The organism is Kitasatospora sp. NPDC059599, from assembly GCF_042735125.1.
In the GTDB taxonomy this organism is placed as follows: Bacteria; Actinomycetota; Actinomycetes; order Streptomycetales; family Streptomycetaceae; genus Kitasatospora.
In genome coordinates, this window is sequence record NZ_JBHWCL010000014.1 from 1 (window position 1) to 23,689 (window position 23,689).

The 23,689-nt window shown below is 74.3% G+C and carries 18 protein-coding genes; 11 read left to right on the forward strand and 7 right to left on the reverse strand.

The annotated features are described in order from the left end of the window. Positions 1 to 1,143: putative Ig domain-containing protein (locus ACFV04_RS07615; protein WP_380527493.1), on the reverse strand; the 1,143-nt coding region annotated here is incomplete at its 3' end. 193 nt (positions 1,144 to 1,336) lie between these two features. Next, positions 1,337 to 2,242: a hypothetical protein gene (locus ACFV04_RS07620; protein WP_380527495.1), complete on the reverse strand. Its 906-nt coding sequence runs from the start codon at positions 2,240 to 2,242 to the stop codon at positions 1,337 to 1,339. A gap of 170 nt (positions 2,243 to 2,412) precedes the next feature. Between ACFV04_RS07620 and ACFV04_RS07625 the strand changes: the two genes are divergently transcribed. Next, on the forward strand, positions 2,413 to 3,534 hold the full coding sequence (locus ACFV04_RS07625) for an alpha/beta hydrolase (protein WP_380347571.1): 1,122 nt from the start codon (positions 2,413 to 2,415) through the stop codon (positions 3,532 to 3,534). Positions 3,535 to 3,655: 121 nt separating this feature from the next. Continuing rightward, a complete protein-coding gene (locus ACFV04_RS07630) occupies positions 3,656 to 6,178 on the forward strand; it encodes a glycosyltransferase family 39 protein (RefSeq protein WP_380527497.1) in 2,523 nt (840 codons plus the stop codon). A 107-nt stretch (positions 6,179 to 6,285) separates the two neighbouring features. On the opposite strand, the gene ACFV04_RS07635 is transcribed toward ACFV04_RS07630, so the two are convergent. From ACFV04_RS07635 to moaA, 3 genes are all read right to left on the reverse strand, one after another. Continuing rightward, entirely contained in the window at positions 6,286 to 7,863 is a 1,578-nt protein-coding gene (locus ACFV04_RS07635; protein WP_380347569.1) for an alpha/beta hydrolase, read from the reverse strand. Between the two features lie 104 nt (positions 7,864 to 7,967). Then, entirely contained in the window at positions 7,968 to 8,741 is a 774-nt protein-coding gene (locus ACFV04_RS07640; RefSeq protein ID WP_380527499.1) for an HNH endonuclease family protein, read from the reverse strand. A gap of 235 nt (positions 8,742 to 8,976) precedes the next feature. Beyond that, a complete protein-coding gene (gene moaA / locus ACFV04_RS07645; protein WP_380347567.1) occupies positions 8,977 to 9,972 on the reverse strand; it encodes a GTP 3',8-cyclase MoaA in 996 nt (331 codons plus the stop codon). A gap of 129 nt (positions 9,973 to 10,101) precedes the next feature. On the opposite strand from moaA, the gene ACFV04_RS07650 reads away from it, so the two are divergent. From ACFV04_RS07650 to ACFV04_RS07670, 5 genes are all read left to right on the forward strand, one after another. Next, positions 10,102 to 10,719: an NTP transferase domain-containing protein gene (locus tag ACFV04_RS07650; RefSeq protein WP_380527502.1), complete on the forward strand. Its 618-nt coding sequence runs from the start codon at positions 10,102 to 10,104 to the stop codon at positions 10,717 to 10,719. Positions 10,720 to 10,871: 152 nt separating this feature from the next. Further along, entirely contained in the window at positions 10,872 to 11,726 is an 855-nt protein-coding gene (locus ACFV04_RS07655) for a hypothetical protein (RefSeq protein ID WP_380347565.1), read from the forward strand. Positions 11,727 to 11,953: 227 nt separating this feature from the next. Further along, positions 11,954 to 12,796, forward strand: a complete 843-nt coding sequence (locus ACFV04_RS07660) for a hypothetical protein (RefSeq protein WP_380347564.1) — start codon at positions 11,954 to 11,956, stop codon at positions 12,794 to 12,796. A 159-nt stretch (positions 12,797 to 12,955) separates the two neighbouring features. Next, positions 12,956 to 13,870 carry a (2Fe-2S)-binding protein gene (locus tag ACFV04_RS07665; RefSeq protein WP_380527504.1) on the forward strand — a complete coding sequence of 305 codons (915 nt, stop codon included), beginning with the start codon at positions 12,956 to 12,958 and terminating at the stop codon, positions 13,868 to 13,870. Positions 13,871 to 14,083: 213 nt separating this feature from the next. Then, the gene (locus ACFV04_RS07670) at positions 14,084 to 15,187 is read left to right on the forward strand and encodes a DUF2637 domain-containing protein (protein WP_380347562.1); all 1,104 of its coding nucleotides are present in this window, start codon (positions 14,084 to 14,086) and stop codon (positions 15,185 to 15,187) included. A 73-nt stretch (positions 15,188 to 15,260) separates the two neighbouring features. Here ACFV04_RS07670 and ACFV04_RS07675 read toward each other — a convergent pair whose 3' ends face one another. Together ACFV04_RS07675 and ACFV04_RS07680 are read right to left on the reverse strand one after the other, a co-directional pair. Further along, a complete protein-coding gene (locus ACFV04_RS07675) occupies positions 15,261 to 17,681 on the reverse strand; it encodes a SpoIIE family protein phosphatase (RefSeq protein WP_380527507.1) in 2,421 nt (806 codons plus the stop codon). 284 nt (positions 17,682 to 17,965) lie between these two features. Next, positions 17,966 to 18,553, reverse strand: a complete 588-nt coding sequence (locus tag ACFV04_RS07680) for an ATP-binding protein (RefSeq protein ID WP_380527509.1) — start codon at positions 18,551 to 18,553, stop codon at positions 17,966 to 17,968. 538 nt (positions 18,554 to 19,091) lie between these two features. Here ACFV04_RS07680 and ACFV04_RS07685 point away from each other — a divergent pair. From ACFV04_RS07685 to ACFV04_RS07700, 4 genes are all read left to right on the forward strand, one after another. Beyond that, positions 19,092 to 19,802 (forward strand): urease subunit gamma, encoded by a 711-nt coding sequence (locus ACFV04_RS07685; RefSeq protein ID WP_360264890.1) that lies wholly within the window; start codon positions 19,092 to 19,094, stop codon positions 19,800 to 19,802. Next, the gene (locus ACFV04_RS07690; RefSeq protein ID WP_380347559.1) at positions 19,799 to 21,520 is read left to right on the forward strand and encodes an urease subunit alpha; all 1,722 of its coding nucleotides are present in this window, start codon (positions 19,799 to 19,801) and stop codon (positions 21,518 to 21,520) included. The genes ACFV04_RS07685 and ACFV04_RS07690 overlap by 4 nt, the downstream gene beginning before the upstream one ends. 27 nt (positions 21,521 to 21,547) lie before the next feature. Continuing rightward, the gene (locus ACFV04_RS07695) at positions 21,548 to 22,597 is read left to right on the forward strand and encodes an agmatine/peptidylarginine deiminase (protein WP_380527512.1); all 1,050 of its coding nucleotides are present in this window, start codon (positions 21,548 to 21,550) and stop codon (positions 22,595 to 22,597) included. A 126-nt stretch (positions 22,598 to 22,723) separates the two neighbouring features. Continuing rightward, positions 22,724 to 23,323 (forward strand): TetR/AcrR family transcriptional regulator, encoded by a 600-nt coding sequence (locus tag ACFV04_RS07700; RefSeq protein ID WP_380347557.1) that lies wholly within the window; start codon positions 22,724 to 22,726, stop codon positions 23,321 to 23,323. Positions 23,324 to 23,689 lie beyond the last annotated feature (366 nt).

Consider the following 23,689-nt stretch of genomic DNA (forward strand, 5'->3'; position numbering starts at 1 on the left):
ACCGGTCTCGAAGCCCTGGTTGCCCAGCAGCTGCGCCGGGGTGCAGCCACCGCCGCCACCCGAGGTCACGGTCCAGGTGAAGCTCGTCGAACCGGCCTTGCCCGCCGAGTCCTTCGCCGTCACCGTCACGTTCGAGGTGCCCGCCGCGGTCGGCGTACCCGTGATCGCACCCGTCGAGGCGTTGATCACCAGACCGGCCGGCAGACCCGTCGCCGAGTACGACAGCGGAGCCGTGCCGCCGGACGCGGCGATCTGCAGGTTCACCGCGCCGCCGACGGCGGTCGACTGGTCACCGGGGCTGGTCACCGAGACCGCGCCGCTGCCGGCCGGCTTGGTGAGCAGGCAGCCGGCCACGTTGAGGTCGATGGCCCGGGTGGAGTTCAGGCAGGTGGTGAACCAGTAGGTCTCCTGGCCGTAGCTCTGGCCCTTGACGGCCGTGGTGGTGCCGTCGGCGGCGACCTCGCACGGGTTGTCGAGGGTGCACATCTCGCCGTTGTCGTTACCGGTGTTGTTGATGCCGATGATCCGCCCGCTGGCGGAGTCGATGATCGGCGATCCGGAGGTGCCGTGCGTGGTGTTACAGCCCAGGTTGTAGCGCAGCGAGTCGTGAGAGGTCCACTGGTCCTCGCGCAGGGTGGGCACGAACCCGTTGACGGAGCAGTTCCAGACCTGCTTCCAGTACGAGGAGGGTATGTACATCGAGGCGCCGTCGGTCGGGTGCGTGTCGTTGATGGTCAGCGCGGTGGCGCCGTACTTGGAGGTGATCGAGCCGTAGGTGTCGGTGAGCTGGTAGAGCGCGACGTCGGTGCCGGTCATCGTCCCGTAGAGCACCTTGTCGGCCTGGACGGTGCCCAGGCTGTTGCCCGCACCGTCGAGCAGGGTGCCGCTGCGGCTGGTGCTCTGGTTCTGGATGACCACGCCGGCCGAGGGCATGGTCGGCAGGCAGTGCCCGTTGGTGAGCATCAGCGCCCGGTCGCCGGCCACCGAGGTGGGGTAACGGACCAGCGAGGCCGAGCAGTTGCTCAGGGCGATGGTGGACGTCAGGTCGGCCGCCAGGACGGCGTGCGCGGGGGCGGCGGCGAAGGCCAACCCGCCCGCGACGACGGCACTCGTACCGGCCATCGCGACAAGTCTCTTGAACATGGCTCTCCTTGTGGGGGATCGCGGGGTGTACGACTGGTCGCCGAGGCCCGCGCCGCACGAAAGTGCCATGGCCACTTCAAAGGGTCAACCGTTCTGGACGAACTCGCCACTCCTCATCGCCTGTTGTGCCACCCGGCAGTCACCACCCGTCCCGGTATGCCCGTTACGCACTACGGCTGCGGGGCGGACCGCACTACGGCTGCGGGACGGAGTTAGCGGTCTGCCACTCGGACTTGGCATTGCCCTTGCCGTCCTCCGCGCGGAGCTTGATCGTCCAGATCGTCCCGCCGCCGCCCGGCTCGAACTCGTGCGCGTCCCCGACCTTGACGAACCGGCAGTTCTGGGTGAACTGCTTCGCCTCGGAGTCCCAGTCCGTCCCGGTGGTGTAGAAGATCTCGTAGGACCCGTCCTTGACGCCGTCGATGGTGGCGATCTGCCCCTTGACCGCGTACGCCGAGGCCACCGCCTTGCCGTCGGCGGCGAGCGTGAAGACGGCGTCCACGGAGCCGTTGTTGTTGAACTTCAGCGTGCCCTTGCCGTGGTTGCCCCCGTCGCGGACCACGGCGCCGTTCTCCAGGGCCCGCGGTTGCGGCTGGGGCTTCGGCAGCTCCGGAACGGTGAAGGCGGCCTGGTAGCCGGCCGTCGCCAGTTCGGCCACGGCGGCCGGGACCGCCGCCAGTCCCTGGCCGGCGCCGAACTTGGCCTGCACGACACCGACGGTGCACAGCTTCTTGTCGTTGAGCTCGACGCGGATCGACAACGCCTCGGAGGAGAGCGAGTTGAGGCCGTTGACCAGGTCGGTGCGGGCCGTGTCGGCGCCGGCCGGTGCGGTGACGGCGTTCAGGCTCCGGACGGCCCGGTCGGCGCCGGACTCGACGATGGCGAGCGCGATGCCGAGTTCGTCCGTGGTCTTGGCCGCCGCCACCTTCCCCAGGCCGGTGCCGACCGGTTCGAGGACCTGGGCGAGCGTCGTGCCGTACGGCGTCGCCGAGGCGCTCGGCGTCGCCGTGGCACTCGGCGCGGCCGTCCCGCCGCCCCCGCCGCCCGAGCACCCGGCGAGCAGCAGCACCCCGCCGACGACCGGACCTGACCTGAACACGGACCCCATGGACTTCACGACCCCACCCCTGTTGTCATCCGGCACGCGCTCCCCACGCGCACACGAACGGACATGGTGCCGAGTACGAACCACACCGGTCAACAAGGCCCGTACGATCATCGGACGGGCCCGCCCCGGCTCGCCCGTCAGGGTCAACTACGATCGGGCACGTGCTCAGTCTCACCGGCCTCCCCCTCCAGATCGTCGCCTCGGTCATCGCGATCGCCGTCTTCGCCGCCACCATGTGGCTCTGGCCGCGGTTCGGCGGCAAGGGCTGGAAGTCCTGGTTGGGCCGGCTCGGCGCCTTCCTGGCCGCCCAGGTCTCGGTGCTGGTCGCGATGGGTCTGATCGCCAACAGCTACTTCGGCTTCTACAGCTCCTGGACCGACCTGCTCGGCACCAGCGGCAAGCTGGGCACGGTGGTCGACCACACCCCGAACGCCTCCGGCATCGCCGTCACCGGTGAGCAGAAGTTCTACTCCTCCCAGGGCTCGGACCCGGAGCGCTCCGGGATGATCCAGCAGGTCGCCATCAAAGGAGCGGGCAGCGGTCTGAGCACCGACGCCTACGTCTACCTGCCGCCGCAGTACTTCCAGCCGGACTTCACCAAGCAGCGGTTCCCGATGGCCCTGGTGCTCACCGGCTACCCGGGCATCCCGGAGAAGCTGATCTCCCTGATGCAGTACCCGGCGTCGACCCTCGCCGCGATCGAGCAGAAGAAGCTGCCGCCGACCATCCTGGTGATGGCCCGGCCCACGCTCGTCGGCAACCGGGACACCGAGTGCGTCGACGTGCCGAACGGCCCGCAGGTGGAGACGTTCTTCACCAGCGACCTGCCCAAGGCCCTCGCCACGACGTACCGGATCGGCACCGACCCGGCCAACCGGGCCGTGATCGGCAACTCCACCGGCGGCTACTGCGCGCTCAAGTTCGCGCTGCGCAAGCCCGACTCCTACCCCGCGGCGATCGCGCTCTCCGGCTACTACAGCGCCGCCCACGACGAGACCACCGGCGACCTGTTCGGCGGCAGTGCCCAGCTGAAGCAGGAGAACGACCTGCTGTGGCGGCTCAAGAACCAGCCGGCCGCCCCGGTCTCGCTGCTGCTGACCAGCGCCTACGACGAGAACAACTACGACGAGACCAAGGCCATGGTCGCCGCCTTCAAGGCCCCCACCACGATGTCCACGATCACCCTGGACACCGCCGGCCACAACTTCCACACCTGGACCCGGGAGATCCCCCCGGCCCTGGAGTGGCTGGGCAAGCACATCACGATGCCTGCCCCCGCGTAACCGGGACGCCTGGAGCCGGAGGGCCGCGAAGCCCGCGAACCGCGAAGCGGACGGGCAGATCACACCCGTCTCACAGTCCCGTCTCACGGTTCTCTCAGTCGCGCCACGCACCGTATGGCGCATGACCACGAGCAGCTACTCCCCTCCGGCCGGCGACCCGTGGCCCGAGGCCTCGGACTTCCCGCCGCCGGAGGCGCCGCAGCCCGACCCCGCACCGCCGGCCCCGGCACCGCTCTTCCCCGAGCAGCCCCTGCCACCCGCCGGACCCAAGGGGCCGGCCTCCTGGTCCGGCCGGCTGCGCACCCTCCCGGCCCGCGCCTGGCGCGGGCGCGCGGACGACCCGCGCTGGGTGCGCCCGGCCCTGCTGGCGCTGCTGGCCGCGACCGCCGTCCTCTACCTGTGGGGTCTGAGCGCCTCCGGCTGGGCCAACGCCTTCTACTCGGCCGCCGTCCAGGCCGGCACCCAGAGCTGGAAGGCCTTCTTCTTCGGCTCCTCCGACGCCGGGAACTTCATCACCGTCGACAAGCCCCCGGCCTCGCTGTGGCCGATGGTGCTCTCGGCCCGGGTCTTCGGCCTGTCCTCCTGGTCGGTGCTGGCCCCGCAGGCGCTGATGGGCGCGGCCACCGTCGGGGTGCTGTACGCGACGGTGCGCCGCCGCTTCTCCCCGCTCGGCGGTCTGCTGGCGGGCGCAGCGCTGGCGCTCACCCCGGTGGCGGCGCTGATGTTCCGGTTCAACAACCCGGACGCGCTGCTGGTGCTGCTGCTGACCCTGGCCGCCTACGGGATGGTGCGGGCGATCGAGGCGGCCGGCACCCGGTGGCTGCTGTTCACCGGGGTGATGTTCGGCCTCGCCTTCCTCACCAAGACGCTGGCGGCGTTCCTGATCCTGCCCGCCTTCGCGGTGATCTACCTGGTCGTGGCGCCGACCGGCTTCTGGCGGCGGGTGCGGCAGACCCTGCTGGCGGGCGTGGCCCTGGTGGTCTCGGGCGGCTGGTGGGTCGCGATCGTCGAGCTGATGCCCGCGTCGGCCCGCCCGTACGTCGGCGGCTCGCAGGACAACAGCTTCCTGTCGCTGACCTTCGGCTACAACGGCCTCGGCCGGGTGGACGGCAACGAGCGCGGCAGCGTGGGCGGCGGCGGCCGGCTCCCGGCCGGGATCGACCTGCCGGGCGGGGCGATGCCCGGCGGCGGCCGCGGCTGGGGCCAGACCGGCCTGACCCGGATGTTCGGCACCGACATCGGCGGGCAGATCGCCTGGCTGATTCCGGCGGCGCTGATCCTGCTGGTGGTCGGCCTCTGGGCGACCCGCCGCTACGCGCGGACCGACAGCGCCCGGGCGGCGTTCCTGGTCTGGGGCGGCTGGCTGCTCTCCACCGCGCTGATCTTCAGCTTCATGTCCGGGATCTTCCACCAGTACTACACGGTGGCGCTGGCCCCGGCTGTCGCGGCGCTGGTCGGCATGGGCGTGGACGGGCTGTGGCGGGCGCGGCACCGGCTGCCGTGGGCGCTGGTGCTGGCCGGGACGCTGGCGGTGACGGCGGTCTGGGCGTTCGTGCTGCTCGGCCGCAGCTCGGACTTCCTGCCGTGGCTGCGCTGGGCGGTGCTGGTCGGCGGGCTGGTCGCGGCGGCCGCGCTGGTCGGCGGACAGGTCGTCGGACGGGCCTCCGGCCGGACCGGCGCGCGGATCGCCTCGGTGGCGGGCCTGGTGGGCCTGGCGGCGGCGCTCGGCGGTCCGGCGGCGTACGCGGTGGACACCGTCGGCACGGCGCACACCGGCTCGATCGTGACCGCCGGACCGGGTGTGCAGGGCGCGTTCGGGCCGGGCGGCGGCGGACGCAAGGGTGGCGCCAAGGGCTTCCCGGGCGGCGGCAACGGCCGCGGGTTCGGCCAGGGCGGCCAGGGCGGCCAGGGCGGCCAGCAGGGCTTCCCCGGCGGCCAGGGATCGCGCGGGCAGAACGGCGGGGGCTTCCCCGGCGGCGGGTTCCCCGGCGGGGGCTTCCCGGGCGGTACGGCAGGCGGCTCGGGCAACGGCTCCGGCTCCGGCTCCGGCTCCGACCACACGAACGGCCGACACGAGCGCGGGACCGACGGCGGGAGCGGTGCCAACGGCGGCAACGGCGCCTTCCCCGGCGGCGGCACGGGCGGCGGCTTCCCCGGCGGCGGCACGGGCGGCGGCTTCCCCGGCGGCGGCAACGGCGGGGGCTTCCCCGGCGGCATGGGCGGCGGCGGCATGGGCGGCCTGCTCGGCGGCACCAAGGTGACCGACGAGGCCGCCTCCCTGCTCAAGGCGGACGCCGACCACTACACCTGGGCGGCGGCCACCGTCGGCTCGCAGAACGCGGCGAGCTACCAGCTCGCCACCGACGAACCGGTGATGGCCCTCGGCGGCTTCAACGGCACCGACCCCTCGCTGAACCTGGCGGGCTTCCAGAAGTACGTCCAGGAGGGCAAGGTCCACTGGTTCATCGCCGGCGGCTCCCGTGGCGGCTTCGGCGGCGCGGGCGGCGGGACGTCCGACCGGACGGGCGGCGGTGAGCGCCAGGAGTCGGAGAACACCCGGATCGAGTCCTGGGTGGCCGCCCACTTCACCGCCAGGACGGTCGGCTCGGCCACCTTCTACGACCTGACGGCCCCGACCTCCTGATCCCGCCCGACCCCGAAGGGGGGCGTACCGCGCGAACGCGGTACGCCCCCCTTTCCCCGTGCCGCCGACCGCCGACCGCCGACCGCCGACCGCCGACGAGGGAGGGCTCAGTCGGACGGGCAGTGCGTGCCCGCCGTCGGCAGCCGGCCGTCCACCAGGAACGCGGCGACGGCCGTCCGCACGCAGGTGCTCTTGTCGTACGCGGTGTGCCCGTCGCCCTCGCGGGTGAGCAGCACGCCGTTCTCCAGCCCGGCGGCCAGCCGCTGCGACCACGCGTACGGGGTGACCGGGTCCCCGGTCGAGCCGATCACCAGGACCGGGGCGCTGCCGGGTGCCAGGACCGGGTGCGGGTGTTCGGTCGAACGGTAGGGCCAGGAGCGGCAGTCCGGGGCGAGCAGGGTGGCGACGGGGTTGTGCCGGCTGGTCAGCGGCGCCTGGGCCGCGAGGTCGGTGAGGGCGCCGCTCAGCTGTGCGTCGGTGAGCGGCGGGAGGTCCGCGCAGGAGATGGCCGCGAAGGCGTCCGCCGCGGTCTCGTAGTGGCCGTTCTCGTCGCGGCCGTTGGCGTTGTCGGCGAGTGCGAGCAGCGCGTCGGCGTTCCGCCGCTTGACGGCCGGGGTGAGGGCCTCCTGCAGGCGGTACCAGGAGCGGTGGCCGTCGTAGAGCACGTTGAGGGCGGCGGCCCAGGCGAGGGCGGAGGTGAGGGTGCGGCCGTCGGAGCCGCGCATCGGGCGGGTGCGCAGGCCGTCGAGGAAGTCGGCGAGGCGTTTCGGGGCGGTGTCCGGGTCGGCGCCGAACGGGCAGTCGCTTCCGTCGTCGGTGGCCCAGGCGGAGGCGAAGGCCCGGAGCGCGACCTCGCCGGCGACGGCCTGTTCGACGTCGAGGCGCATCGGGTCGGTGCCGTGTTCGACGGCGCCGTCGAGCACGAGCCGGCCGGTGCGGTTGGGGAACTCCTCGGCGTAGAGCGCGCCGAGGAGGGTGCCGTAGGAGAAGCCGATGAAGTCCAGCTTGCGTTCGCCGAGGGCGCCGCGCAGCACGTCGAGGTCGCGGGCGGTGTCGCGGGTGCCGAGGTGCGGGAGCAGATCGGCGTGGGCGGCCCGGCAGGCGTCGGCGAGGACCCGGCCGCGGTCGTAGGCCGGGTCGTCGCTGGCGTTCCACTGGTCGCGGGTGCGGTCGTCGAGGCACTGGACGGGCGCGGTGTTCCCGGCGCCGCGCGGGTCGAAGCCGACCAGGTCGAAGCGGTCGTGCGGCGCCCCCTGGAAGCTCTGCCAGTCCTCGCGGATCATCCTGACGCCGGAGTTGCCGGGGCCGCCGGGGTTGACCATGAGGGCGCCGATCCGCTTGTCCGGTTCGGCGGCGAGCATCCGGGCGAGGGCGACGCCGGTGGTGCGGCCGCCGGGGTCGGCGTAGTCCAGCGGCACGGTGAGGGTGGCGCACTCGATGCCCGGTCCGTCCTGGCCGTCGGCGTCCCCGGGGCACGCCCGCCAGTCGATCCGCTGGTTGTAGAGCGCGCGCAGTGCCGGGGCGGTGGTCGCGGTGACCAGGTCGTCGAGCGGCGGCCGGGTGGCCGTTCGGCCGGCGCCGCCGGAGCCGGTGCAGCCGCTCAGCAGGGCGAGGGCGGTGCCGAGCGCGAGGGCGGACAGGGTGCGCCGGGGGAGCCGGGGGGTTCGGAGATACCGGGAGATCATCGGGGCCACCGCCCACGAATACCATCCGGCCCGCAACGGCCCCGCACCCGGGGGCGCACCAGGGACGTCCTGCGCTGCTCGCACGGCTCGGCCGTAACGTTCCGTCAGCCGCCGCACTGCTGCACCACGGCCTTCTTGTCGGCCCCGGTGACCGGCAGTCGGTACTTCGGCGATACCTGGGCGAAGCGCACCGCGTACGCGCAGCGGATCCCGGGGTCGGCGGGGAGCCAGGCGGCCGGTCCGGAGTCGCCCTTGGAGGCGTTCTGCGAGCCGTCGGCGGGGATCAGGTCGAGCGGGTCGTTGGCGATCCGGACCCGCTTGGCCCTGTCCCACGTGTCGGCGCCCATCTGCCAGTCGTAGGAGAGCGGCATCACGTGGTCGATCTGGATCTTGCTCGCCTGCTGCTTGGTCCACCGGACGGTCCTGCCGGTGTACGGGTCCCGGATGGTCATCGCGGTGACCGTGCAGTCCGAGCCGTCCTTGCGCTCGACAGCGGTGCCGTCCCGGGCGAGCAGGTCGTTGCGGGTGTCGCACGTGTTGCGGCCGAGCGGGACGCCGTCGACGTTGTCCGTCCAGGCCGGGCCGAACTCGTCGCGGTCGTAGCCGTCCTTGGTGCCGGCGGCGGCGGTGGCGACCGCGGCGATGACGTCCCGGCCGGCCTTCCGCTCCTCGGCGGTGGTCAGCGGGGCCAGGCCGGGCTCGGTGCCGTCGGGGTTCTGCAGCGGGCTGGTGCCCCGGCCGCCGGCGGGTGCAGCGGTGCCGCCGCCCTCCGGGCCGGTCGTCGGGTGGTCGCGGCCGCCGATCAGCCAGCCGACCAGCGCGAGCGCGCATATCAGGAACACCGTGGCGGCGGACGGGGTGGAGCGGCGGGCGGGCACGGTGAACTCCCGAGGTCAGGGGCGGGTTGACGGCGGACCAGCAGACCAGCCGCCCCGAGAGCGGGTCAAGCCGACGCCACGGGCGGCCGCGGAGCATGTCGAAGCTCACACCCGCTCGTACCCCGGCCGGTCCGCCTCCCTCCCCGGCCTCGCTCCCGCGGCCTGTCCCCTCCCCCGGCCTCGCTCCCGCGGCCTGTCCTCGCTCCGCCTGCTGCCTGCCGCCTGCCGCGGGGCGTCAGCCGCCGATCGCGGACATCGGGCGGTCCGGCCGGACGAAGCCCGCGCTCCCGATGGCGTGTCCCGGCCCCTTGCCCGCCACCGACGCCCGCCAGGCCGCCTCGATCGCCGCGTCGTCCGCCCCGCCGCGCAGCAGCGCCCGCAGGTCGGACTCCTCCGTCGCGAACAGGCAGTTGCGCAGCTGCCCGTCGGCGGTCAGCCGGACCCGGTCGCAGCCGCCGCAGAACGGCCGGGTGACGGAGGCGATCACCCCGACCACCGCGTCCGTGCCCGCGATCCGCCACTCCTCCGCCGGGGCGCTGCCGTGCCGTCCCACCGGCACCAGGTCGAACCGCTCCGCGAGCGCGGCCAGGACCTCCTCCGCCGTCACCATCGCGGCCCGGTCCCACGCCCCCTGCGCGTCCAGCGGCATGGACTCGATGAACCGCATCAGGTACCCGTGCTCCACGGCGAACGCGGCCAGCGGGACGATCTCGTCCTCGTTCACCCCGCGCACCGGCACGGCGTTGACCTTCACCGGTCCCAGCCCCGCCGCCTTCGCCGCCGCCAGGCCCGCGAACACGTCACCGATCCGGTCCCGCCGGGTGATCGCCGCGAACCGCTCCGGACGCAGCGTGTCCAGGCTGACGTTCACCCGCCGCAACCCCGCCGCGCGCAGCGCGACGGCCGTGCGCGCCAGGCCGATCCCGTTCGTGGTCAGCGAGAGGTCGACCCCGAGTCCGGCCAGCCGTCCGACCAGCCCCGGCAGCCCGCGGCGCAGCAGCGGCTCCCCGCCGGTCAGCCGCACCGACGCGATGCCGAGCCGCTCCGCGGCGATCCGCACCAGCCGCACCACCTCGTCGTCGCCCAGCACCGAGTCCCGGGCGAGCCAGTCCAGCCCCTCCGCCGGCATGCAGTAGGTGCAGCGCAGGTTGCAGCGGTCGGTCAACGAGACCCGAAGATCGGTGTGGACCCGGCCGAAACGGTCCACCAGCGGGCGCGGTGCGGTGTTCATCGCCCCAGTACAGGCGGCGGGGGCCCGCAGGACCAGCGGCCGAACCGCCGGGGAGCGGCCGCCACCTGCGGCGTCCCCTTGTGGATTCACACAATGCGCGACCCCGCCCGGTACCGGCAGGCTGGGCCCATGCAGACTGCGCCGACGCCCGCCGGGCCCGCCCCGGTCGCCGCCCTCGTGCTCGCCGCCGGGGGCGGCCGGCGCCTCGGCGGGCGGCCCAAGGCGCTGATCCGGTACGGGGGCCGGTCACTGGTGGAGCACGCGGTGGCGGTGGTCCGGGCCGGCGGCTGCGCGGACGTCACGGTGGTGCTGGGCGCGGCGGGCGACCGGGTCCGGGCCACCGCCCACCTGCCGGGCTGCCGTCTGGTGGCCAACCCGGACTGGGCGGGCGGCATGGGTTCCTCGCTGCGGGCCGGCCTGGCCGCGCTCCCGCCACGGGCCGCGGCGGTGCTCGTGATGCTGGTGGACACCCCGGGCGTCACCCCGGCCGCCGTCGCCCGGCTGCTGGCCGCGCACCGGGCGGGCGCCGGGCTGGCCGCGGCGGCCTATGGCGGGCGGCGCGGCCACCCGGTGCTGATCGGCGCGCGGTACTTCGCCGAGGCGGCGGCGGGCGCCTCCGGCGACGCCGGCGCCCGCGCCCTGCTGGCGGCGCACGCGCCGGAGGTCGTCCTGGTCGAGTGCGCCGACGTCGCCGTGCCGGACGATCTGGACACCCCCGCCGACCTGGCCCGCTGGTCGGCCGGCTGACCGTCATCCTCCGGTCTGAGGCCGTCCCGCCCCCGGTGGTGAGGGGTCCCTGATCCGTCCCTGAGGATTGCCCCATTCCGCGCCCATCGCCGGACATTTCGGGGAGCATGGGAATCGTCCCACCCACCCGACACCGACGGACGGAGCCCGCGATGGCCGGACTGCCCGACGACTTCACCGGACACGACCCCACGCACCAAGGGGCGGGCGGTGGCGCCCGGGCGATCCGCTGCCCCGCCTGCCGTCGCGAGCACCTGTACGAGCCGCCGTCGCTGCCCTGTCCCTGCGGGGCCTCGCTCAAGGTGCCGCTGCTGCGCGGCGGGGTGCCGGTGCAGGTGCGCTTCCGGTCCTGGGAGGACTCCTGGCTGAACATGCGCTGCCCGCACTGCGGCCGCTCCGACCAGTGGCCGCAGCCCGAGTTCACCTGCAACTGCGGTGCGACCGTCCGGTTGCCGGTGGACCGCGCCACCCGGCTGGGCGGCGGCACGGCCGGCCCGCTCGCCGCGCCCGGTCCGCAGGCCTCCCGTCCCCACCCGGCGCACCCGATGGGGGCACCGGTGCCCGCCCCGCCCGCGGTGCCCGGCACCTCGGCCGGCCGTTCCCGTCCGTTCCGCCACCGCGCCCCGTTCCGTCCGCACCCGGTGCGCACCTCGCAGGACGCGGTGTTCACCGCCGCCCGCTACCTGGAGTGGCTCGGCTTCGACGACCTGGAGCTGACCGAGGCGCAGGAGCGCGACGGGGTCACCCTGCTGGGCAGCCGGATGGTCGCGCAGGTCGACACCTGGACCGAGCCGGCCGACGTGAAGTCGGTCGAGTGCCTGTGGCTGCAGACCCTGCACGCCGAGGAGATGGCCGCCGCGATGTTCACCCTCGCGGGCTATTCGCACCAGGCCACGGTGCGTGGCGAGCAGCTGCTGGTGGCCCTGTTCAGCCTGGACCTGGCGGGTGTGCCGCAGCCCGCGAACGGCGCCGCCGAGGCTCTGATGGAGACCGGCTGGACCTCCTGACCGCCGGGGTGCCCCGCCGGTCCGCCCCACCAGCGCCCCTCTAGATCATTTCTCCTCCGAAAGCAACAACCTCCGCTCGTGATCTGGTGCACAAGCTCACCCCCGTGTTGAATTGCCGCCACAGCGCGGGCCTTTCGCCCTGCCGTCGCCATGCGCACGAGTCATGGCGGCAGGGCCCCAGGGGGCGGGTCCGCGCCCCGCTGGATGGCGCACACAAGGAGGTGGCGTTGTCGGAGCACGGATGGGGCCCGAGCGACCCGGACGGGCGGGGGCGGGCGGCAACGGAGGAGCCGGGCGACACCGTGTGGCGACTGAGGTCCCGGGGGTGCTGGCAGGAGGCCGCCGAGCTGTTGCGCCCGGCCGCCGAGCACGACCCGGCAGCGGCCCTAGGGCGGGCCGAACTCCTCATCGAGCAGTGCCTGTTCACCGCGGCGCACTGGCCGCAGGCGGAGCAGGCGCTGCGCCTGGCGGAAGCACTGGCGGCCGGCACCGAGCAGCGCGCGGGCGCCGCCTGCGCCCGCGGCTTCCTGGCGTACGTGGCGAGCGTGCTCGGCCCGCGGGACCGGCTGGACGAGGCGCAGGCCGCGCTCGGCCGCACCTCGGCCCTGCTGCCGCCGGACGCTCCCGGCCGGCCGCTGCTGGACTTCCGGCGCGGGCTGGTCGCCGAGAACCTGCTGCGCGACCGCAGCGCCGCCTGGATCGCCTACCGCCGGGCGCACGAGGGCGCCGGTGAGCGCGGGGACGAACTGCTGCGCTCGTACACCTGGCGCCACCTGGCCGCCCTGGCGCTCTCCCGCGGGGACCGGAGCAACGCCCGGGAGGGTTTCGACGCCTCGCTGCGGCTGCGCGAGCAACTCGGCTTCACGGTGGGGGTGGCTCCGGCGCTCGCGGCGCTCGCCGAGGTGTCCGAGCCGGCCGAGGCCGCGCGGCTGCGCGCCGAGGCCGCCCGGCTGGTGCAGGCCCTGGGCGGGGTGCCGGTCTGGCTCGCGCGCCAGCTGGGCGCCGCCCGCGCGCCGGGGCCTCCCCCGGACGGGCGCATCGCCAGCGAGACCCGGGGAACAATCAGCTAAGGTGAGCCTAACCTGGCCGGGGTGAGCAGCGCCCCGGCCGGGTCGCCTTGCCGTTCCCCGGGCACCGCCATGCCCCGGTCCGGCCGCGCCCGGCACACCACCGCCGGGTGGCGCCGGGCGGTCCATGGGCGGGCCCGGTCGACCCGATGGGGCCCGCCCATGACCGCGAGCAGCACCCGGCCCGGCCCCGCGCCGCGCGCCCCCCGCAGCACCGGGGCGCACGCCCCCGCCCCCACCCCCGCGCTCTCCGCACCGGGCGCCCCCTCGTACCACCGGCTGACCGGGCTCACCCCCGTCCTGAGCGTGCGCTGCGCACCGCCCCGACGCGGCGGCGGCTGGCTGCCCGCGGCGGACCTGGTCGCCCGCCCCGAGGCGGTGCGCGAGCTGATCACCCACGATGCCCGGCAGGGTCTCGCCCGCTACGGGCGGCCGCTGCGCCCGGACGTCGCGGCCGGCTTCGGGCTGCACCGCTTCGTCTGGCCGGTCTCACTGCTGTTCACGCTGCCGTGGTTCCTGGAACGACGCGTCCCGCTGCTCGCCCTCGGCGACGTCTCGCTGCGCCGACGCCCCGGGGTGGTGGAACTGACGGTCCGCACGGCGGAGTTCGCCTGCCTGCCGGACGATCCGGAGGCCGGCTCGCCGCAGGCCCGCACGGTGCCGGACGAAGCCGCGCTGGCCGCCGGACTGCGGTGCGCGCTGGGCGGGTTCCTCGATCCGGTGCTGGCCGCATTCCGCCCGCAGGCGCGGCGCGGGCCCCGGGTGCTGTGGGCGATGACGACGGACGCCGTGGTGGAGGGGCTCTGGTACGCGGGCGGGCTGCTCGGGGAGGCGGAGCGGGCGTGCGCCGAGCTGTCCGCGCTGCTGGCGCCCGCCGAGCCCGCGTGCGCGCCCGGCGCGGACGGCGGCCCCACCCCCGCCCCGAGCCCCTTCACCCCGGGCGCCGGCTTCGCACCCCCGGCTCCCGGGTGCGACGGCGCTCCGCGCGTGGAGCGAATCCGGGCCAGCTGCTGCCTCGTCTACACCGCGGAACCGCAGGACATGTGCACCGGCTGCCCCCGCGTCACACGGGGTTGACGAATGTCCGTGCGAAACCGGGTCCGAAAAGCCCGGAATTGCAGGAACAATCCACTTCGCATTAATCCGACAATCTTTTTGTTGCTGCGTCAGAAATCCCTCTCCCCAGCGCATTGACAGCAAATCGGTCATTCGCCCGCCGAGCATCCGCCATGATGGTCCCCGCCATCACGACGCAGGAACGCGACGCAGAAAGCGAGGCTGGTTCCGGCGATGAAATTGTCCGACATACCGCTCGGGTGGGCCGTCACCGGAGTCGCGGGGCTTCTGGTCAGCGCGCTCCTGGTGGCCCTGCTCCGCAACCGGGGATCCGCCGGCGCCCCGGGCACGGATTCCTGGGAACGTTCCGAGGAACGGCGCCGCCGCAAGGAATCCCTCTACGGCGCCGCCTCCTACACACTGTTGTTCTGCTGTGCCGGGGTCGCCGCCGCGCTGTCCTTCCACGGACTGGTCGGCTTCGGCGTGCAGAACCTGGGCCTGTCCGGCGGCTGGGAGTACCTCGTCCCGTTCGGCCTCGACGGCGCCGCGATGTTCTGCTCGGTGCTCGCCGTCCGCGAGGCCAGCCACGGTGACGCGGCGTTCGGATCGCGGCTGCTGGTCTGGGTCTTCGCCGGCGCCTCGGCCTGGTTCAACTGGGTGCACGCCCCGCGCGGCTTCGGCCACGCCGGCGCCCCCCAGTTCTTCTCCGGCATGTCCCTCTCGGCGGCGGTCCTGTTCGACCGGGCGCTGAAGCAGACCCGCCGGGCCGCGCTGCGCGAACAGGGGCTGGTCCCCCGGCCGCTGCCGCAGATCCGCATCGTCCGCTGGCTGCGCGCTCCCCGCGAGACCTACGCGGCCTGGTCGCTGATGCTCCTGGAGGGCGTGCGCAGCCTGGACGAGGCGGTGGACGAGGTCCGCGACGACAAGCGGGAACGCGCCCTGGACAAGGAGCGCCGCAAGCTGGCCGGGCGCCGCGAGCGGGCCGAGATCCGGGCGATCAACCGCTCCCACAGCGCCTGGCGCCGCGGCACCCCCGCACGCCGGCTGGAGTCCGGCTCGGAGCCCGCCATAGCCGACGGACCCGGGGCCGAACGGGTCACCGCCGAACGGGTCACCGCCGAACGCCCCGAGGTGGAGCGGACCGCCGCGCCCCGCGAGGTCGGTTCGGCGGCGCAGCGCGAGGTCGAACCCGCCGAGGGCGCGGTCGTCCAGCCCGGTCTGCCGGCCCGCCCGGAGCTGCGCACCATCGACCTGACCGTGGAGGAGGACACCGTCACACTGCCCCGGCTGGACTCGCTGGAACGCAAGCTGAAGGACCTGGAGCAGCAGTTCGGCTGACGCTCCGGGGCCGGACGCCCCCGGAGCGCCGACGCTCACGGGGGCGTCGGCGCTCAGGCGGGGACCAGGGCGCTCAGGCCGCCGTCGCACCGCTGAGCTCGAACCACATCCGCTTGCCCGACCCGCGCGGCTCCACGCCCCAGGAGTCCGCGAGCGCCTCGACCAGCATCAGCCCGCGCCCCGAGGAGGCCTGCTCCCCCGGCGTCCGACGGGTCGGCCACAGGTCCGACTCGTCCTCCACCTCGACCCGCAGCCGGGCCCGCCCGCCGTCGTCCTCGGACTCCCGGTACAGCCGGGCGGTGAACATGGCGTCCCGGTCGGTGTGCCGGATGGCGTTGGTGACCAGCTCGGAGGAGAGCAGTTCGGCGGTGTCGATGAACTCGGCGACGCCCCAGCGGCGCAGCGCGTCGCGCAGCTCGGCCCGCACCTCGGCGACCCGCGCCAGGTCGGCCTGGCCGATCCGGCGGCGCAGCTGCTGGGCGGCGAGGCCGCCCGCCGGTCCGTCCCAGCGCAGCAGCAGCAGCGCTATGTCGTCCTCGCGCTCGCTGGAGTCGGCGGCCTGGGAGGCGATCCGGTCGGCCAGCTCCTCCAGCGGGTCGCGGGCCGCCCGCTCGGCGGGCGGCAGCGGGTGGGCGAGCACCCGGGTGAGCCGGGCGATGCCCTCGTCCAGGTCCATGCCGCGCGCCTCGACCAGGCCGTCGGTGCAGAGCAGGACCGTCTCGCCCGGGTCCAGGCTGAACCGGGTGACCCGGTACTCCTGGTCCGGGTCGATGCCCAGCGGCAGTCCGCCGGCCACCGGCACCACGGCGGCGGTGCCGTCCGCGCGGCGCACCACCGGGTCGAGGTGGCCGGCCCGGACCGCGTAGACCACGCCGTAGTCCACGTTGACCTCGGCGTAGGTGCAGGTCGCGAAGTGGTCGGTGTCCAGGTCGGCGAGGAAGCGGGAGGCGCGGGCCATCACCGCGGCGGGCGGGTGGCCCTCGGCCGCGTAGGCGCGCAGCGCGATCCGCAGCTGGCCCATGATCCCGGCGGCGTGCACGTCGTGGCCCTGGACGTCGCCGATCACCAGGCCGACGTGCCCGCCGGGCAGCGGCACCACGTCGTACCAGTCGCCGCCGATCTGCAGGCCGGAGCCGGCCGCGAGGTAGCGCACGGCGGTGGTCACGCCCGGAACGGACGGGACGGTCCGCGGCAGCATCACCCGCTGCAGGCCGGCCGCCAGCTCGTGCTCGGCGTCGTGCAGCCGGGCGCGGGCCAGCGACTGGGCGACGAGTCCGCCCAGGGTGGTCAGCAGGGTGCGCTCGTCCGCGTCCAGCTCGCGCTCGTCGTCGAAGCTCACCACGCAGACGCCGATCGCCCGGCCGCTGGCCACCAGCGGCAGGTACGCCCAGGAACCGCGGCCGGTGCGGCTGGTCGGCTCCCACACGTCGGGGTAGCCGTCGCGGAACTCCTCGCGGGTCGAGACGAACACCGGCGTGCGGTGCCGCAGCGCCTCGGCGGCCGGGTGGCCGGCGGGCAGCACGGTGCGGTCCCAGACCGCCAGCGCGTCGGTGCGGTAGCCGGAGGCGCCGAGGATCCGGGCCCGTCCGGCCTCGAAGGACGCCAGCACCAGGCCGTCCGGCGGCAGTCCGGGCAGCGGCAGCTCGGTGAACACCCGGGCCACGTCACGGACGGTGACGGCTTCGGAGAGGGCGCGCGCCGCCTCCTTGATGAACCGGGAGCGCGCCTCGCGCAGCAGGGCCATCCGGTCGGCGTGGTCGCGCTTGTGCAGCTCGACGGTGGCGTCCCAGACGAAGCCGACCATCCGGGAGGCGCGGCCGAAGGCGTCCGCGAGCACCCGGCCGCGGAAGCGGACCGCGCGCATGGCGCCGCTCGGGCCGACGGTGCGGTAGTACGCGCCGCACTGGCCGAGCTCGGCGACCGCGCGCTCGACCCGGCGGCGCACCACCGGCGCGTCCTCGGGGTGCAACAGGGCCAGGAAGGAGGCGGCCGTACGGTCGAAGCGGACCTGTGCCGGGGCGTCCAGGCCGATGATCGCACAGGCCCGCGGGTCGCCCTCCAGGACGTCGCGGCGGATGTCCCAGTCGAAGGAGCCGATGCCGTTGGCGGCCATCGCGGGCTCCAGCCAGTCCGGCATGGTGTCGGCGGAAGCCGGCGGCAGCCCGCCGGACAGCACGGGCGCCAGCCGGGCGGCGGCGAGGCTCGGGGACGGGCGCGCGGCCGGGGTCCGCCGGGTCTGCTGCGCGGGCGGCCGGGCCCGGCCCGTCCCGCCGGTGGTGGCGCCGGCGACGGACTGTCCGGGGGTCCACGGGTCCGGGGCGGCCGGCTGTTCGACGACGCGCGGGCCGACGGTGCGTGGTTCGGCGGTGCGCGGGTCCGCGGTGCGTGGTTCGACGGTGCGCGGCTCTGCGGTTCCGGGCTCCACGGCTCGCGGCTCGACGGCGGACGCGCCGGGAGGGAGCGCCGGCCCCGGCGACTCGGGCTCAGTGGGCATGCTGCTCCTGCCGCTGCCGTGGCGGACCGCGCCGACCGTCCGGACGGGCCGCGTGGCGGTGTGATGGTCGTGCTGGATAGGACGGTGCCGACGGACGGTGGTCAGTCGAGGTACGGTCTCCCCGCTGCTCCCGCACGTGGACACACATTCCCACCATCCTGGCCAAAGTTCCGCCGAGCGGCAATGCCAACGGGCCGGAAATCTTCGGTTCCGCCTTCTGTTCAGGGCTTCCTTCGACGGCGAATCAATCGACCGCGAACGATCCTACGACCGCCGGGCCGGCCTCAGGGCGACGCGAGTTCGAACCAGGTGACCTTGCCGTCGCCTCTCAGCTGCACGCCCCAGGAGTCCGCGAGCGCCTCCACCAGCATCAGGCCGCGCCCCGAGGTCGCGTACTCGGCCTCCGGGTCGCGCCGGCGGCCGGGCAGCCTGCTGGTGCCGTCCTGCACCTCGATGCGCAGCCGGTGGTCCGTGCCGAGCACCGCGTCGAAGACCGCGCCCTTGCCGGTGTGCAGCAGCGCGTTGGTGACCAGCTCGGAGGAGAGCAGCTCGGCGGTGTCACAGAGCTCCGGCACCCCCCAGTGACTGAGCGCCGAGCGCAGCCGCCGCCGGACCGAGCCGACCGCGACCAGGTCGGCCGGGTCGAGCGTCAGGTGCAGCCGGCGGTGCAGCGCGCAACCGGGGGCCGGCGTGCCCGGCAGGGTCGTCCCCGTGGCCCCGGCGGTCCCGGCCGCTCCGGGCGTTCCGGGCGTTCCGGTGGCCCCGGTCGTACCGGTCGCCCCGGTGCCGCCGACCGCGCCCTGGACCGGCCCGGAGCGGTAGGCGTCGCCCGAACTCGTCCGCTGCCGTGGGAATCGCGACTGACCGTCCATCACCACATGCCCCCGCCCTGGAATCCGGACCCCCGCCTCCGGATCCCCCGCCGGCCGGGTGGCCCACTCGATCTGACCACCATCCTCATGCCCAGTTGACGGCGTTTGCAACAGTGTGCGTCCGATCACGTGGGGTGAAAGGGGCACGGGGAGGTTCGCGTGATCCAACTGCCCGCGCCGGACGGGTTTGCGAAGCGCAGAGGCCGTTTTCGAACCCGCCACCTCTCGATCCCGCGCACACCCGGCGCCCGTCCGAACCGTGCGCCCGACCACGCGCCCCCCACTCCACTCCCGCCCGCTCCCCGGACCGCCGCCCGGCGGGTTCCCCCGCCGCCGCGGCCCTCACCCCCCGCCGCCGCGACCCTCACCCCACCGCCGCCCGAGAAGCCGAAGCGACGCGAACCGGCAACGCTGGACAGGGCGCCCCGGTCCGGGTTCAATGGCCCCAGATGTTTGAACGACGTTCTAACGTCACCCCGGAAGCCCCCGGGCCCCGCGCCCACCCCACCCCACCCCCGGCGACCGCGAGCGAGGAACCGTGCGACTGACCCCCACCGAGCGGGACCGGCTGCTGATCTTCACAGCAGCCGAGCTGGCCCGCGCCCGCCGAGCCCGGGGCGTACGCCTCAACATCCCCGAGGCCACCGCCCTGATCGCGGACACCGTCTGCGAGGCCGCCCGCGACGGCCGGCGCCTGGCCGAGGCCATCGAGGCCGGCCGCTCCGTGCTGACCGCCGACGACGTGCTGCCCGGCGTGCCGGACGTGGTCACCGTCATCCAGGTCGAGGCCGTCTTCGACGACGGCACCCGCCTCGCCGTCGTCAACGACCCGTTCAAGGGCGCCGGCTCGCTCGGCGACGAGGCCCCCGGCGGCGCGCTCATCGGCGACGGCGCCGGCTACGACCCGGTCGAGGAGACCCTGCTGCTCCCCGTCCACAACACCTCCGAGGTGCCGATCTCGGTCACCTCGCACTTCCACTTCTTCGAGGCCAACCCGCGCCTGGCCTTCGACCGCGCCGCCGCCTACGGCACCCACCTCGCCGTCCCGGCCGGCTCCTCGGTGCGCTTCGACCCGGGCGCCACCGTCGAGGTCGGCCTGGTGCCGATCGGCGGCGCGCGGGTCGCGATCGGCTTCGCCGGACTCGTGGACGGCCCCCTCGACGCGCCCGGCGCGAAGGAGGCCGCCCTGGCCAAGGCCCGCGCGACCGGCTACCTGACCGGCTTCGACGACTCGGAGGTGCCCTCGTGACCTCGATCACCCCGCACGACTACATCTCGGTCCACGGCCCGCGCGCCGGCGACCGGATCCGGCTCGGTGACAGCGGCCTGATCGTCCGCGTCGAGTCCGACTCCCAGGCACCCGGCGACGAGTTCCTGGCCGGCTTCGGCAAGACCGCCCGGGACGGCCTGCACCTCAAGCCCGCCGCCGTCCGCGACACCTGCGACGTCGTGATCAGCAACGTCCTCGTCATCGACGCGGTCCAGGGCATCCGCAAGACCTCGATCGGCCTGATCGGCGGCCGGATCGCCTCGATCGGCCGGGCCGGCAACCCGGACACCCTGGACGGCGTGGACGTCGTCGTCGGCACCGGCACCACGATCGTCTCCGGCGAAGGCATGATCGCCACCGCCGGCGCCATCGACACCCACGTCCACCTGCTCTCGCCGCGGATCATGGAGGCCTCGCTGGCCTCCGGCGTCACCACGATCATCGGCCAGGAGTTCGGCCCGGTCTGGGGCGTCGGCGTCAACTCCCCCTGGGCGCTGCGCCACGCCTTCAACGCCTTCGACGCCTGGCCGGTCAACATCGGCTTCCTGGGCCGCGGTTCGTCCTCCGACCCGGCCCCGCTGGTCGAGGCCCTGGCCGAAGGCGGCGCGTCCGGGTTCAAGGTGCACGAGGACATGGGCGCGCACACCCGCGCCCTGGACACCGCACTGCGGGTCGCCGAGGAGTACGACGTCCAGGTCGCCCTGCACACCGACGGGTTGAACGAGTGCCTCTCCGTCGAGGACACCCTCAAGGTGCTGGAGGGCCGCACAATCCACGCCTTCCACATCGAGGGCTGCGGCGGCGGACACGTCCCCAACGTGCTGAAGATGGCCGGCGTGCCGAACGTCATCGGCTCCTCCACCAACCCGACGCTGCCGTTCGGCCGGGACGCCCTCGGCGAGCACTTCGGCATGATCGTCTCCGCGCACGACCTCAAGGTCGACCTGCCCGGCGACGCCGCCATGGCCCGCGACCGCATCCGGGCCGGCACCATGGGCGCCGAGGACGTGCTCCACGACCTCGGGGTCATCGGCATCACCTCCTCCGACGCCCAGGGCATGGGCCGCGCCGGCGAGACCGTGCGCCGCACCTTCGCCATGGCCGGCAAGATGAAGGCCGAACTCGGCCCGATGGACGGCAGCGGCTCCTACGGGACCGCCGAACGCGGCGACGACAACGAGCGCGTACTGCGCTACATCGCCAAGCTCACCATCAACCCGGCCATCGCCCACGGCCTCGCCCACGAGGTCGGCTCGATCGAGATCGGCAAGCTCGCCGACATCGTGCTCTGGCGCCCGGACCACTTCGGGGCCAAGCCGCAACTCGTCCTCAAGGCCGGCTTCCCCGCGTACGGCGTGGTCGGCGACCCCAACGCCTCCACCGACCGCTGCGAACCCCTCGTCCTCGGCCCGCAGTTCGGGGCCCACGGCGCGACCGCCGCCGACATCTCGGTGGCCTTCGTCGCCCAGGCCGCCGCCGACGGCGCCTACCTCGACCGCCCCGCCGACGGCCTGCCCACCCGCCGCCGCCGCGTCGGCGTCCGCGGCACCCGCGGCATCGGCCCCCGCGACATGGTGCGCAACGCCCGGGTCGGCCACGTCGAGGTCACCGAGACCGGACTGGTCTCCCTGGACGGCTCGCCGCTGCGCTCCGAGCCGGCCGACAGCGTCTCGCTCAGCCGCCTCTACTTCCTCTGATCGCCCCCGGTCTCCCCCAAGGACTCGATGATGACCACCCCCACGCCCGCCTCCCTCGGCTACCGGATGCCCGCCGAGTGGCACCCGCACGACCGCACCTGGATGGCCTTCCCGACCACCAACCCCACCTTCGACAGCCCCGAGGCGCTGCACGCCGGCCGCGAGGCCTGGGCCGCCGTCGCCGACACCATCGTCCGGTACGAACCGGTGACGCTGATCGTCAACACCGGTGAGACCGCGGAGGCCCGCAAGTACGTCTCCGAGCGGGTCGAGATCGTCGAGCGCCCGCTGAACGACGCGTGGATGCGCGACATCGGCCCGTCCTTCCTGATCGACGGCAAGGGCTCGCTGGCCGCCGCCGACTGGATCTTCAACGGCTGGGGCGCCCAGTCCTGGGCCCGCTGGGACAAGGACCAGCACGTCGCCGAGCACATCGCCGAACTGACCGACGTCCAGCGCTTCGCCTCCCGCCTGATCAACGAGGGCGGCGGCATCCACGTCGACGGCGAGGGCACGGTGCTGGTCACCGAGACCGTGCAGCTCGGCGAGGGCCGCAACGCCGACTGGACCAAGGAGGAGGTCGAGGCCGAGCTGCATGCCTTCCTCGGCACCACCAAGGCGGTCTGGCTGCCGCGCGGACTCACCCGCGACTACGACGAGTTCGGCACCCGCGGCCACATCGACATCGTCGCCTCCTTCGTACGCCCCGGCGTCGTGGTCGCCCACGTCCAGCCCGACCCCTCCCACCCGGACCACGAGGTCTGCCAGGCGCTCGTCGCCGTCCTGCGCGCCTCGACCGACGCCCAGGGCCGGCAGCTGGAGGTCATCGAACTGCCCGCCCCCACCGTCCTGCTGGACGAGGACGGCGAGCCGGTCGACTACTCCTACATCAACCACTACGTGGCCAACGGCGCCGTGATCCTCTGCGCCTTCGCCGACCCGCGCGACCAGGAAGCCGCCGACATCCTCGGCCGCGCCTACCCGGGCCGCACCGTCGAACTCGTGGACGCCCGCGAGATCTTCGCCAACGGCGGCGGCATCCACTGCATCACCCAGCAGCAGCCGAAGGCGCTCTGACACCCGCGGCTACCGGGGCCACCGGGGCCACTGCGGCTACCGGGGCTACCGGGGCCACCGGGGCGGGAGGCCCGCCCCCGCCCCGGTAGCCTCGAACCTCCGTTCCACCGAGGGAGAGCAACGCACATGGCCGACCCCCGCCCGCGCCGGCCGGCACGCCCCCGCGAGGAGGTCTTCGCCACCGCCCGGGCCGCCATCGCCGAACACGGGCTCGCCAAGCTCACCATGGCCGGGCTCGGCAAGCAGCTCCAGATGAGCGCCGGACACCTGCTCTACTACTTCGGCAGCAAGGACCAGCTGCTACTGGAGACCCTCCGCTGGAGCGAGGAGCAGCTCGGCGCCCGCCGCCGCGACGCCCTTGCCGACCACGCCCTCGACCCCTGGCAGCGCCTCGACGCCTACCTGCGCCTCTACCTGCCCGAGGGCGCCGGCGACCCGCGCTGGATCCTCTGGGTCGAGGTGTGGGGCCGCTCCCCCGCGAGCGACGAGCTCCGCCAGGGCCAGCGGGAGATCGAGGCCCCCTGGCAGGTCGACCTGGTCGCTCTCGTCGAGGAGGGCACCGCCACCGGCCACTTCACCCCGGGCCCCGCCGCCGACCGCGCCACCCAGATCCGCGCCCTCCTCGACGGCCTCGCCGTTCCCATCGCCATCGGCCTCCCCGACGCCCACCCCCCGGCGGCCCTCACCCAGGCCACCGCCGTCGCCGGCATCCTGCTCCGCACCTGAGCGGGCCAACGGGGCACTTCGGGAAAATATGCAGACCGGTCTACTGAGTCTTCGCGCGCCAGCCCGCCGAACCCCCTGAGCCCGGGGCCGCCCGCCTGCCCCGTTTATCTGCCCGGCGCCGCCCGATGCCGGCGCGCGGAGGCGCCCGCCGGCTGCACGAAAAGTCGATGGGGCCGACTTCTGGCGCAACGCCGCCCGCCTGCTTGCCCCCGGAAGAATCTGCAGACCGGTCTACAGGTTCGCCTGGCTCATCACCCAGGTGCGACACCTTCGGACAGTAGAAGTCGATGGGGCCGACTTCTGGTGCAGCGCCGACGCTCGACGACAGCCGAATATGCAGACCGGTCTACTGAATATGCCCCGCGC